At 69.5% G+C, this 13227-nt stretch carries 6 protein-coding genes; 3 read left to right on the forward strand and 3 right to left on the reverse strand.

Annotation, left to right across the window (positions count from 1 at the left end):
* Window positions 1-67: 67 nt before the first annotated feature.
* Both GFH48_RS01215 and GFH48_RS01220 read right to left on the reverse strand, forming a co-directional pair.
* On the reverse strand, window positions 68-3934 hold the full coding sequence (locus GFH48_RS01215; RefSeq protein ID WP_153286437.1) for a S8 family serine peptidase: 3867 nt from the start codon (window positions 3932-3934) through the stop codon (window positions 68-70).
* 76 nt (window positions 3935-4010) lie between these two features.
* Window positions 4011-6269: a M4 family metallopeptidase gene (locus tag GFH48_RS01220; protein ID WP_153286438.1), complete on the reverse strand. Its 2259-nt coding sequence runs from the start codon at window positions 6267-6269 to the stop codon at window positions 4011-4013.
* A 1369-nt stretch (window positions 6270-7638) separates the two neighbouring features.
* Here GFH48_RS01220 and GFH48_RS01225 point away from each other — a divergent pair.
* A complete protein-coding gene (locus GFH48_RS01225; RefSeq protein WP_153286439.1) occupies window positions 7639-8205 on the forward strand; it encodes a dihydrofolate reductase family protein in 567 nt (188 codons plus the stop codon).
* A 217-nt stretch (window positions 8206-8422) separates the two neighbouring features.
* Here GFH48_RS01225 and GFH48_RS01230 read toward each other — a convergent pair whose 3' ends face one another.
* The gene (locus GFH48_RS01230) at window positions 8423-9052 is read right to left on the reverse strand and encodes a hypothetical protein (protein WP_153286440.1); all 630 of its coding nucleotides are present in this window, start codon (window positions 9050-9052) and stop codon (window positions 8423-8425) included.
* A gap of 586 nt (window positions 9053-9638) precedes the next feature.
* On the opposite strand from GFH48_RS01230, the gene GFH48_RS01235 reads away from it, so the two are divergent.
* Both GFH48_RS01235 and GFH48_RS01240 read left to right on the forward strand, forming a co-directional pair.
* Window positions 9639-11249, forward strand: coding sequence for a M48 family metallopeptidase (locus GFH48_RS01235; RefSeq protein ID WP_194280451.1), 1611 nt, complete (start codon window positions 9639-9641; stop codon window positions 11247-11249).
* Between the two features lie 395 nt (window positions 11250-11644).
* On the forward strand, window positions 11645-13012 hold the full coding sequence (locus GFH48_RS01240; RefSeq protein ID WP_228121252.1) for an MFS transporter: 1368 nt from the start codon (window positions 11645-11647) through the stop codon (window positions 13010-13012).
* Window positions 13013-13227 lie beyond the last annotated feature (215 nt).

Genomic DNA, 13227 nt, shown 5'->3' on the forward strand with positions numbered 1-13227 from the left:
TCCGAAGGCCCTGGCACCCGCCGCGCTTTGCCCGGGACGGGTTACGTCACCGGTGGCCGCCTGCGACTCACTTGGGCCCGCGCTGGAGGAACGCGCGGACCACGGTCTGCTGGACGCTGTCGCCGGCCGCGTCCGTCGCGGTCACGCGCAGTGTCACGTACGCGTCGCCGTGTATGTATGACGGCCGGGCCAGGCTGGCGATGAACTGCCCGTCGTTGCGGTACCGGGCCGAATGCACCGTCATCCAGTTCTTCCCGTCCTCGTAGGACGCCTCGACCTTCAGCTTCACCCCGCGCGGTGCGGGCATGCCGTCCTGCATACGGACGTTGAGGCCGACGGTGTGCACGCGTTCCCGGCCCATCTGGTTCTGGGCGTCGACCGGTACGTTGTAGTCGACCTGGAGCAGCGGCAGCATGGTCGAGCCGGTCGTGGTGTCCGAGTGGAACGTCCACGACGTGTGCGTGTCGGTGCCGAAGCGCCAGTCGTCCGAATCGCGGGCCGTCGTCAGGTCCAGAGCGTAGGTGGCCTTGCCCGGGGGCACCTCCAGGTTGCCCCAGGCGCCGTTGTCGGACGCGGCGATCTGCTTGCCGTTGCGGTACAGCACCGCCGTGGCCGTGTCCGGCACGGGAAAGGGCCCGCTGTCCTTCGCGGAGGCGCCACCGACACCGCCGCCGAAGGCCGGCAGTTCGGAGAACGACCAGTGGCCGGTGCCGGAGTCGTTGAACTCCGGGACGTACACCGACAGGGTGTCGCCGTTGCGTACCGACTTCTTGGCGAAGCCGCGTGGGATCGACGGCCGGACCACTGCTTTGAACCACTGCTCCGTGGCGTGCTGGCCGGGCCGGTAGGTGTGCGGGGCGTCCTGCGATCCGGCCTGCAGGGCGAAGTCGGGGATCCAGACCACGTTGTGATGCACGACGTGGTTCCACAGGGTGTCCTCGGCGCTGCTCACGTACTCGACGCGTTCCCGGCCCACCGGCACGTACCGGCTGTACTGGTTCCACGCCGTGTCCTCGTAGGGCCGCCATGCGAACCGCTGCTCGCTGGCCCAGGTGGAGGCACCGGTGCGTGTGTACGTGGCGTCGACCCGCGCGGTGTTGCGATCCGAGACGGTGTAGACCATCTGCTGAGGGATGGAGCCCTTCGAGACCGGCATCACGTCATACAGGTACGGGCTGTTGATCGTGCCGGAGAACTCCAGCGACGTGGTGCCCTTCTCGATGCGGTCCAGCAGGGCGCCCCCGTTCTTCCAGTTGGTCCGCATCGACGGCAGCGCCAACCGGGCACCGTCCGGCTGCCACCGGGTCCAGGCGGCGCCCCCGGCCGGCTCCCAGGCGAAGAGCACCGCCTTGGCCCCGGCCGCCGCGGCGAGCCGCGAGAAGCCGGCGTAGTCACCGGTGGGCCAGGCGTAGCGGGCGACGGCCAGCTTGCCGCGCACCTTGCCCAGTTTCGGCTCGGTCACGGACCCGGCGTCCACGGCGGTCAGCCGTGCGCCCTGGTCCCCGAAGACCGGGGAGAGCGGTTCGTAGTACGGAGTGAACGCCTGCGAGGTTCCGGAGACCTTCGCGCGCAGTTGCGGGGCCACCATCTGCCAGCGCGAGTGGTATTCGAAGGAGCCGTCGGTGACCGGAGCGGTGGGGCTGATGTAGAGATGATTGACGGTGTCGAAGTACAGGGCACCCTGGAGCAGGCCGTGGCCGTCGATCTGGCGGTGCAGCATGGTGCTGATGACACCGTGCTGCTCGGCGGGGCGGGGTGTGTGGACCTTCACCTCGGTGACATGGGCGGCGTTGAGCGTCACCGTCGTGTCCTTGGTGACCTTCACCTCGGGGACGACGATGTCGCCGACCTGGTCACCGTCCGATGTGGTGGCGTAGAAGCCGGAGTTGAGGTAGTACGTGCCCTCTTCCACGACGGCGACGGCCGCGTCCCTGTCCGTGTACTGCACCCAGCCGTCGGCACCCCAGATGTTCGGCAGCGCGCCCGGCACGACCTGGCCGTTGCGGTCTCGGTAGACGACGGTCAGCCGGTGCTGCGGGGCGTGTACGACGAGTGAGACCGTGGTGTGCGCCACCACGGTGCCGGCCGAGGACTTCGCGGTGACGTACCCGTAGAAGTTGCCGCGGAAGGCCTTCGCCGCGTCGGTGCGCAGCGGCACGTCGGCGGTGGCTCCGGCGGCCAGTTGCACGGTGTCGGAGGCCAGGCTGACCACTCCGGCCGGGAGCGCCTTCCCGGTGTCGGTGGCCAGGCCGGCCGTCAGCGAGAGGGTGATCGGGCGGTCACCTGTGTTGGTGTAGTGGACGGTGGCCGTCTGCCGCTGCCCCGCCGCCCCGCCGATCTGGAGCGGGGCGAGGGTGACGGAGCCGGTGGCCGTGACCGGGCCGGTGGCGGTGGCCAGGTCGATGCGGCCGCCGCCCTGCTCGGTCACCCTGGTTCCGGGCACCGTGTGTGCGGTGCTGGTCAGGGCGTCCTTGAGCTGCTGGGCCTGCCAGTCGGGGTGCTGCTGGGCCAGTAGGGCGGCTGCTCCGGCGACGTGCGGGGTGGCCATGGAGGTCCCGGACAGGGAGATGTAGTTGGCGTCGACCGGGTCGCCCAGGCTGGTACCGGCGGCGCGGGCGGCGACGATGCCGACCCCGGGGGCTGTCACGTCCGGCTTGACCGCCCCGTCCCCGAAGCGCGGGCCGCGGCTGGAGAAGGGAGCGAGGGAGTCGTCGCGGTCGACGGCCCCCACGGTCAGTGCGGCATCGGCCGCTCCCGGCGTGCCGACGGTGGAGGTGCCCGGGCCGTCGTTGCCCGCCGCGACGACGAACAGCGTGCCGGTGGTGGCGGTCAGGGTGTTGACGGCCTCGCTCAGCGGGTCGGTGCCGTCGGTCTCGATGGACGCGCCGAGGCTCATGTTGACGACCTTGGCGTGCTCGCCGGTGGCCCACTCCATGCCGGCGATGATGCCCGACTCGTCGCCGTAACCACTGTCGTCCAGCACCTTGCCGATCAGCAGGTCGGCCTTGGGCGCGACACCGCGGCGGGTCCCGCCGGACGCCGCGCCGCTGCCGCCGACGATCGAGGCGACATGCGTGCCGTGTCCGAAGTGGTCACCGGTGTTCCCGCTGCCGGAGAAGTCCTTGGCTTCCGCGATGCGCCCGGCGAGGTCGGGATGGCTTGCGTCGACACCGGTGTCCAGCACGGCCACCTTGACGCCCTGGCCCTCGTAGCCCGCCTTCCATGCGGTGGGGGCGTTGATCTGGGCGGTGCTGCGGTCCAGCAGCGCCTTGACCTTGCCGTCGAGTGAGATCCGGGGAGTGACCGCCGCGCGGGCGGCGTCCGACGACGCGCCGGGAGTGAGCGTCTTCCAGAATTTGCCGAGGTCGTGGTCGGCGACACGCATCGATCGCGCGTGGACGCTCTTGAGTTCACGGGAGGACGTCCCGGCCGCCTTGAGTGCCACGAGCCGGTCGGCGGTGGCCGCGGCGGCCTTCGACGCCTGCGCTGTGACCCTGGCTCCGGCCCGTGAGGGCTCCGGCTGCGAGGAGATGATCAGAGGCAGCGCGGAGGTGTGGGCCTCGTCATAGCCATCGGCGATCAGGGCCGTCACGTCGAACAGCCGCCGGTCCAGGGTGCCGGCGGACACCAGCCCCTGGGCGTCGAACGGCATCACGGTCAGTGCCTTGTCGTCGCCCTCCAGTGTGCGGAAGGGAATGTGCTCGCGTCCTGGGGCGGGCTGAACCGACGCGGTGTGGCGGCCGCCGGGCAGCGTCGTCACCGTCACCTGATCACCGGTCACCAGCCGTACGGTCGCGGAGTGGGCCGGGCGAGCGGCGGCGGGCGGGGTGGCGGGCTCGGTTCGGTCCGGCTGCGCCGCGAACGCGGCGGGCACGGCTACGGCAACCAGCATCAAGCCCGCGGTTATCGCCGCCGCCGGGCGGATGGTGGACATCAGTCAGATACCTCTCGTAGGGCTGGCGTGGCCGGGCTGCGATAGCGCGCACTGTCCGGCCGGGACGGGGCATCGGTCAGAAGGTGAGCTTCCAGCTGTTGATGTGGCCGCTGTCCAGGTGGTAGGCGTCCCGGACCTTCAACTTCCAGGTGCCGGCGGCGGTTTCACCGGAGGCGTCGACGGTGTAGGTGGCGATGACGTCGGCCGCGGAGTCGAAGCCGTTGGACTTCTTCAGGTGGTAGAGGGTGCCGTCCGGGGCGACGAGGTCGACGACCAGGTCACCGCGGTAGGGGTGCACGATGTTGACACCGACCGCCAGGGTGCTGGGCGCGTTGCCCGCGCGACCAGTGACCTTGATGGGTGAGTACACGGCCGCGCCGGCGTCCGGCACGGATACGTCGGCGGTGTTGGTGAAGACGTTGCCGCCGGTCTTGATGACGCCCCAGCCGAAGGTCGCCGAACCGGTGACCTTGGAGGAGTCCTTGGCCTTGACGGTCACGGTGCTGAGACCGACGGCGGTCGGGGTGCCGGAGATCAGCCCCGTGGTCGCGTTGATCGACAGACCCGCGGGCAGGCCGGTGGCGGAGTAGGTGAGCGCTCCCGGGTTGTTGCTGCCGGCCTGGACCTGCACGCGTACGGGGGTCTTGATGACCGTGTTCTGGTCAGCCGGTTTGGTGACCGTGACGCGGGCGACGACGCCGATGGCGGCCCAGGTCTTGGCGACCGTGTTGTAGGTGGTGCTGCCTGCGCCCCAGAGGTCGGCGGCGGCCTGAAGGGTCTGGGTCCGGGCGCTCTGGTAGTCGGTGGTGGAGGTGAAGCGCTCGGTCAGGGCCTTGTACCAGAGTTTGGCGGCGTTCTCCCGGCCGATGCCGGGGACCGCCACTCCGTCGGCGGTGGGGCTGTTGTAGCTGACGCCGTTGATGACCTTCGCGCCGCTTCCCTCGGACAGCAGGTAGAAGAAGTGGTTCGCCGGGCCGGAGGAGTAGTGCACGTCCAGATTGCCGAGGCCGGGGGACCAGTTGTCGGGCGAGATGCCGTCCCGCGAGGGCTTGTCCTGGTAGCGCAGCGGGGTGCCGTCACCGTAGAGGTCGATCTTCTCGCCGATGAGGTAGTCGCCGACGTCGCTCGCGTTGTCGGCGTAGAACTCGACCGATGTGCCGAAGATGTCCGAGGTCGCCTCGTTGAGGCCGCCGGACTCGTCCCCGTAGACCAGACCCGCGGTGGCGGCGGTGACGCCGTGACTCATCTCGTGGCCGGCGACGTCGACGGAGGTCAGCGGGTGTTTGTCGCCGTCACCGTCGCCGTAGGTCATGCAGAAGCACTCGTCGTCCCAGAAGGCGTTGTCGTAGGCGACGCCGTAGTGGGTGCGGGAGTAGGCAGCGACACCGTCGTTGCGGATTCCGTTGCGCCCCATCACGTTCTTGTAGAAGTCCCAGGTGACCTGGGCGCCGTAGGCGGCGTCGACACCGGCGGTCTCCGCGTTGGTCGGCGAGCCGTCGCCCCAACTGTCGGTGGAGTTGGTGAACAGCGTGCCGGTACCCGAGTCGCCGTGGTTCAGGTCGTACGTCTTGTGGCCGCCTCGGGTGTCGTCGGTCATGGTGTAGGTCGAGCCGGACACCTTTGTTCCCAGGGTGACCTTGCCGCTGTACTCACTGTTTCCGATGCCGGTATCGATCCCCTGGTACTCGAACAGCCTGGCGCCGGTCCTCGCGTCCGAGATGACGTGCAGTCGGCTCGGGGTGCCGTCGTCCTGCAGGCCGCCGACCACGGACTCCCAGGCCAGGACCGGGGCTCCGGAGGCCGCCCAGACCACCTTGCGGGAGCCGTCCACCGTCGCGCCGGTGGCCCCTTGGGCCTTGGCGCGGCCGATCGCGAGGGTTCTCGCCGAGGCGGCGGAGCGGGTCGCGGTGGTGCTCGGCACGGTGATGCGCGCGGTCGTGGCCTTGTCGACCCCTGCCGAGGCCCCGTCGGCAGCAGTGTGCACGACCAAGTCGCCACCGAGTACGGGCAGTCCCGCGAAGGTGCGCTCGTAGCGGGTGTGCACGGAGCCGTCGGCGTCCTTGACGACCGACTTGGGGACCAACTGCTCCTGGACTCCCAGCCGCAGTGACCGGGCGGTGGCCGCTCGGCCCGCCAGAGCCGCTTTGAGGAGCTTCGCCTGCTCCGCGGCGGAGAGCTGGACGGGCAGAGCGCCCGCCCGCGGCTGCGTCTGGACCGCGCTGGCGTGTGTCGGGGACGTACGGGCCATCGCGGTGCCGGACGAGGCGGTGACGGCGAGCACCGTGGCGCCGGCTATCAGCGCGCCTGCGACCGACTTGCGAGGGGATCGTCTCACTCGGACTCCTTCTGCGGCTGCCGGTGGATGACGGCCGACGGACAACCCGGGCAGGGAGCTTGCGGCGCCGCCCGGTTGGAACTGGCGGCGTGGATACGCCGTCTGTGGCCGCTGTGGAGGCGATTACTGCGCTGTAAAACACCGTGCGCACAGCTGGAGGTGAAACCCTTCGAAAGGATTGGCCAATAGAACCTGAAGCGTCACTAGCATCAGGTGTCGTACCTGCGACATGTCGCATTGGCGACACGCGTCGCCCGCACGCTGCGGCATCGCCGCCCGTGCGACGCGGACCGTCAGGAATACGTGCGGCGCTTCCCGAAGGAAGCTGTCCTGGCGGACTGGGCTCGGCTCGCCCGCCGGTGCGATCCGCCCCCACCTGACCGGCACCTGATCCGGCCTGGTCCGGGTCACGGGCCTGCGTCTCCGTACGACCCGATGCCTCGCTGACACAGATGCTCTGGCCGACGGGACCGTGATCCCGAAACCACCGCACCTATACAGGCCGTTGGCGTAGCGCGTTGGTCGGGCTGGTAGTGATTTCGGAATTACCCGTACCTGATTCTCGGCGGCTTGCTGCGATGTCGTAGGAACTGAATAGCGTCGTCGCCGGGCCAAGTTTGGCCAGCAACTGTCCTACAGGATTGCAGAGTTGAGGGTCGCGTGGGCGGGTCCTTCGCGAAGCGGTCGAGTCCTGGCCTGAATGGATGGGGCTCGTCGTCGGTGGTCCCGGGTGGTTCAATGCTCGGGTGGTGAACTGGGAGCGGATGTTTGACCGCCACGGAGACGTCCACTGTCCCCGAGCTCCTGCTGCGGGTCGAGCGCGAGGAAGGCGCGGAGGCGTGGGACGAACTGGGGTACCGGCTGGTCCTCGAGCACGACTTGGTGTTCCCCGCCGGTTTCGCCGCACTGTCACGGCTGGTGCGTCTTGCGTCGCGCAGCGAACGGGCGGCGGGTTCGTTTGGATCACCGGGCAGCCCAGGGGAAGTTGCCCTCGAAGGACACGGTCTTAGCCGCCCGGATTAGGGAACGGGCAGCCGCGGACCGGCGATCCGTGCTCTGCTGGACACTCGGTGCACTCTGCGGGTGCATCGCGGCGCAAGATGCAGGGTCTCGCCGCCCGTGACCTGTCGATCGTGCGTGACCTGGGCGTTCTTGGCTGTCTCACGGCATGTCACCCATGATCAGTCTCAGATCCGCGACATTTCCTCGCGAGGGCGAGGGCGAGATCAGGCGGCTTGCCCGAATCGGCCGAGTACACCACGCTGAGCCCCGAGCACGAGGACTACCGGCGAGCTCAGATCGTGCACCGATGAGTTTCCCGCGCCGCGCTGGTCTATACGCCGGACACCCACGGACGGAAGGCTGCGCCATGCGGAAACTGGTCTACGGCATGAACCTGACCCTGGACGGCTACATCGCCACGGCCGGCGACGACATCGGCTGGAGCGGACCACCGAGCGACGAGCTGTTCCAGTGGTGGCTCGACCACGAGCAGACCAGCGGCCTGTCGCTGTACGGGCGCAAGCTGTGGGAGGCGATGAGCTCCTACTGGCCGACCGGCGACCAGCGGCCGGGCGCCACCCCGGCGGAGATCGAGTTCGCGCGGAACTGGCGGGACACGCCGAAGGTGGTGTTCTCCTCGACGATCGACAAGGTCGACTGGAACACCCGCCTGGTCACCGGCGACGCGATCGCCGAGATCACCCGGCTCAAGGCCGAGGGCGGCGGCCCGATGAACATCGGCGGCGCAACGCTCGCCGGGGCGGCCATGCGCGCCGGGCTGATCGACGAGTACGCGGTCGTCGCCCATCCGGTCCTGGTGGGCAGCGGCACACCGTTCTTCACCGCGGTGGACAGCTGGGTGAACCTGAACCTGGTGGAGACGCGGACGTTTCCCGGCGGCGTGGTCCTGACCAGGTACGAGACTAGTCGCTGAGCAGCAGCACCCACACGCTGTCTCACAGTGGTGTCATACACGACATGAGCCGCGAGACCCCACACAAGGTGTACGATCTCGCGGCTCATGTCCCAGGGCATCGCGCTGACCAGTGAGTTCTCCGGCTGTCTCAGAACGTGGCCGACCACTCGTGTCTCAAGACGGGTGGCATTTCTCAGCGAGAGCCGCGGCTGGAGTTCGTGCCTGGTGGTCCCACTCAGTTGCCGAACCAGACGACGAGTCGCACGTTGTCATCGCCGTGCTGCGATGCGAGCGCCTCCATGACCGTCCAGACCGGTTTCCACTCGCCGGTCTCCGGAACGGCATCTCGACGGCGCAGTTTCTCAGATCGGTAGAGATTGTCGCCGATGACCCATTCGCTCCCCTCGGGCCACTCTTGAGCCTCGCCCGGCACTTGTGCGGGGAGGCCGACGGTTTGTGCGAAGCGAGAGCTCCAAGTGAACTTGCCCGTCAACCTGAGCCCATCCGGAGTCCGCCGGTATCGGTGGAGTCGGCTGTCGGCACTCGCAGTTGGCTCACCCCAATCGACCTCCATGATCTCGGTCCAGGTGATCCAGGTGGTTCCGTATGCCTGGTCAGGCCACTGGGCAAGTTGATCGAGTTCGGCACGAACAGTCTCCGACGCATCGACTGGGAGTCCTCGGTCTGCGGCCAGCGGTCGGAAGTTCGCGTGGTTGCGGACGCCAAAGAGGCAGCCGAACGCGTCATAGTTCCGGGTGATGTTGAGGAAGAAGAGGTCGATGGCCGCTCGCCAAACCGAGCCCTCGTCCTCCTCGTTGAGGTGCCATGCTCGGCACTCGACAAACCCGCTGATGTCCGTCCCCATGACAGAGATTCTGCAACCGCCGTCAATCGATTTCGGGGTTGAGGTTCCCCCGGCGTGCGGGGGTGCTGATCAGCTGGTCAGGAGCTGACACCAACGCCAAGCTCTGGGCGGAGATCATTCACTTGAACTGTCGAGACGCGGCGCCCGCCGTCCGTTCTACCCCGCCAGCGGCCCGACAGTCAGCTGTGCGCTGGTCACCGCGTACCGCGGGCTTACTTGCCCTTGGCGGGTTCCTTGAGCTTCGAGCCGGCCGAGACCTTCGTTCCTGAATCGTCCCGATCTGCCTTGTGCGGCGGGCCAAACCACGCATGCTGCCATCGGGCACTGCCAACGCGAGCCGTAGGGCAGTTGGTGAACAGGCCCGGGTCGAGGTCGGTGAGCAGACGGTTGACGCGGGAGAGGACGTCGCCGAGGGACGCGGCGTCACCAAACGATCACGTTCGGACAGCGGATGACGTCTCAGCTCGCGCCGAGACAATGCTCAAGCCATCAACCGCTCCCGCCCCGGAAGTTGATCTGCGGGGGTACTATCCGCCAACGCCATTCGCCCGTTCGGGCTGGTCAAACACCGTGGGGAAGATTCTTGATGTCGTTCCGGCTGCGCGCGATCCGCGCGTTCCTGCTGCTGGTTGGCTTCCATCTGATGGGAGTCGTTCTCCTGTCGGCCATCGCGGCGGTCGACTGGCTGCTCGTGACACGACTGTTCAGCGCGAGAGCGGCCTCGTTCGAAGGCATGATCCTGACCGTCAGCGTCCTGCTGGCGGTCGCGATCGTGCGGGGTCTCTTCGCCTTCGTGCGGGCCGGGCGTCTCAGCCCTGTGCCTCACGGAGTGCCCGTCACACCACAGGACCAGCCCGAGCTCTGGGGGCAGATACAAGCAGCCGCGAAAGTTGCCGGGCAACGGCCACCGGACGAGCTCTACCTGGTCGCCGAGGTCAACGCAGGGGTCGCCGAACACAGCCGTCTCCTGGGACTCCTGCCCGGACGGCGGCGCATGCTCCTGGGGCTGCCACTGCTCGACGGCCTGACAGTCCCGCGGCTGCGTGCCGTCCTCGCCCACGAGTTCGGGCACTACGCCAACCTCGACACCCGGTTCGGCGCTGTCACGATGCGTGGACGACAGGCCCTCCTGCACACGGTCGAGGTCTTCGGGAAGGGCAGCACCCCGCTGCACCACACCATCGGCGCACTGTACGTCGGCTACGCCCGGATCTACCTCCGCACCTCGCAGTCCGTGGCCCGCCACCAAGAGCTCGCCGCGGATCGGACGGCCGCCCGGCACGCGGGCCGTGACGCAACAGCCGCCGCACTGCGCGCTCTCCCGGTCCTCACCGCCGCGCACGCCTACTACCTCGAGACGTATCCCGCAATGGGCAGTCCGCTGGAGGCACTGCCGCCTCATGGTGAGGTGCACCAAGGCTTCCGTCGGCTACTGGCCGCCCGGACCGGCGAGCAGCTCGCTCTTGTCTCCTCCGGGCAGCGTCCACCGCGGCCACACCCCTATGACTCGCACCCACCGACAGCCGAACGCATCGCCCTGATAGAGGAACTGCCCACCGATGGACGCCCGGACGGGACGGTGGACGAGCCGGCAGCGCTGACCCTGCTGCGTGACGCGGACCTCGTGTTCGCCGCGTTGGAGGCACGCACCCTGTCGATGGAGGCAGCGCGATGGCGGCGCATGAGTTGGGAGGACCTCGTCATGGCCCGCGCGACCGCCGACGCCGAAAACTGGTCCCGGCCGTTGCGGGTCGCCGTCGCAAGGACGCTCCGCTCGACGACGCAAGAGGCAGACAACCCCACGCCCGCACACCCGACCGTCGCCACCGAGACCCAGGCCGCCAAGGAGCTGCCCTCCCTGGAAGAGGTCCTCGACGCGTTCGACCGCGGTCTGCTGTGGACGGCGATCGCCGACCGCATACCCAAGCCGGATCAGGCAGCACGGCTGACCGGGCCCTCAGCCCGCAACTTCATTCGGCCCAAAGTCTTCGACGCACTCGCGGGCATGGTCCACCTGCGCCTCGCCGAAACCGGAGACGCCACACCAGACATCGCCTGGTCGGGCCGGCCCGGACTCGCTCTGCCCGAAGCATGGGAGAAGGCCATGGACGACGCCATCGACGCCGCCATCGCCGACCAGCCCGACACCACACCACTGCGTGCCCTGCTCGCCGGCCCCAACCACGCTTCCGCATAGACGGTTGCCCACACGGTCAGTTTGAGGATTCGTTCGTAGCGGCGGAGCTCGGCCGCCGGTCCGAGCAAGGCCAGGTCCTTACGGGGAGGACCTTGGTAGCGATGGTTGAGCACGCGGTAGCCGGTCGACCAGGAAATGGTGCGCTCGACGACCCGCCCGCGCGGCGCACCTGATGGTGAAAGCCGGCAGCGGCATCGCGCGGGCTACGGAGAGCCCGACCGGCACGCGCAACACCAAGCGGCTGCGTCCCGATCCCGCAAGCGCCCCGGGCCGGCTTCTCCCGGCCCTCAAGGCCGAGAGGCCGACCGGGCCTGCCAGGGGTAAGGGCCTGATTGACCCCTTACCCTTTCCTGGTGACCACCGTAGACACCGAGCCGGTTTCCGGCCATGCAGGCATGCCCCTCGCCGCGCAGGACACCGGAACCGACACCGTTCTGGGCAGCCGCTACCGCGCGCTGACCCTCGCGATGGTCTCCGTCGTCCTGCTCATCGCCTTCGAAGCCACCGCCGTCGGCACGGCCATGCCCGTCGCCGCGCGTGAGCTGGACGGGCTGCCGCTGTACGCCTTCGCCTTCTCCGGGTACTTCACCACCTCGCTCTTCGCGATGGTCGTCAGCGGCCAGTGGTCCGACCGCGCAGGCCCGCTGGCGCCGCTGGTCACCGGCATCGGCGCCTTCGCGGCCGGGCTGGTCGTCTCCGGCACCGCCCAGTCCATGTGGCCGTTCGTGCTGGGCCGTGCCGTGCAGGGCATCGGCGGCGGGCTCGTCATCGTCGCCCTGTACGTCGTCGTCGGCCTCGCCTACCCCGAACGCCTGCGGCCCGCCGTGATGGCCGCCTTCGCCGCGTCCTGGGTGCTGCCCTCCATCGTCGGCCCGCTCGTGGCCGGCACGGTCACCGAGCAGTTCGGCTGGCGCTGGGTCTTCCTCGCCACCCCCGTGCTCGTCGTGCTCCCCCTTCTGATCGGCGTGCCCGCGCTGCGCCGCACGTCCCTGCAGCGGCCTCCGGAGGACCGTGTGGCCCCCGACCGCCGCCGGCTGGGCCTGGCGCTCGCCGTCTCCGCCGGCGCCGGGCTGCTCCAGTACGCCGGACAGGACCTGCGTCCGCTGTCGCTGGTCTTCGCGGCGGCGGGCGCCGCGCTCGTCGTCCCGGCCGCGCTGCGACTGCTGCCCCCCGGCACCTTCCGCGCGGCCCGCGGGCTGCCGTCCGTGGTGCTGCTGCGCGGTGTGGCCTCCGGCACGTTCCTGGGCGCCGAGAGCTTCGTCCCGCTGATGCTCGTCACTCAGCGGCACATGTCCCCGACCCTCGCCGGGTTCTCCCTGGCCAGCGGCGGCGTCACCTGGGGCATCGGTTCCTGGATCCAGGGCCGGCCCCGCTTCGAGCCCCACCGCGAGCGCCTGGTCGTCCTCGGCATATTCCTCATGGCTGCCGCGATCGCCGGCGCCGCCCTGCCGCTCCTGGACGCCGCCCCCGCCTGGAGCGCGGCCGCCGCGTGGGCCGTGGGCGGGCTCGGCGCGGGCCTGGTCATCTCCTCCCTGGGCGTCATCCTCTTCAAGCTTTCGCCGCCCTCCGAGGCCGGCGCCAACTCCGCCGCCCTCCAGGTCTCCGACGCTCTGTCCAGCGTTGTCCTCGTCGCTGCCGCGGGTACCGTCTTCGCCGCCCTCGGCGGGGCCAAGGGTGCCTTTGCGGCCGTCCTCCTCCCGCTGGCCGCGCTTGCCCTCGCGGGCGTCGGCGTCGCGGTACGGCTCCGCCCGAAAATCGGGTGAGGCCGCTCGCCGGGGGTTACCGGCGACCCGCCGCCCGCCCGCCGCGGAGACGAAGGACGGGACCGCCGCCTCCGCTGCCCCGACCTGCGGCCCGGGCGCGCCGCTGCTTGGAGACCCGCGGGGGAGGCGCCGACGCTGCTCGGATCGGATCGGATCCGAGCAGCGTCGGGCGCCGGGCTGCCTGCTGGAGTAAGCCGTCCACCGGGCCCGTACCG

The organism is Streptomyces fagopyri (assembly GCF_009498275.1).
Taxonomy (GTDB): Bacteria; Actinomycetota; Actinomycetes; order Streptomycetales; family Streptomycetaceae; genus Streptomyces; species Streptomyces fagopyri.

Bases quoted from the DNA above. Each gene is read 5' to 3' on its own strand.
- GFH48_RS01215 (WP_153286437.1), bottom strand. From the start codon at position 3,934: ATGTCCACCATCCGCCCGGCGGCGGCGATAACCGCGGGCTTGATGCTG.
- GFH48_RS01225 (WP_153286439.1), top strand. From the start codon at position 7,639: ATGCGGAAACTGGTCTACGGCATGAACCTGACCCTGGACGGCTACATC.
- GFH48_RS01230 (WP_153286440.1), bottom strand. From the start codon at position 9,052: ATGGGGACGGACATCAGCGGGTTTGTCGAGTGCCGAGCATGGCACCTC.
- GFH48_RS01235 (WP_194280451.1), top strand. From the start codon at position 9,639: ATGTCGTTCCGGCTGCGCGCGATCCGCGCGTTCCTGCTGCTGGTTGGC.
- GFH48_RS01240 (WP_228121252.1), top strand. From the start codon at position 11,645: ATGCCCCTCGCCGCGCAGGACACCGGAACCGACACCGTTCTGGGCAGC.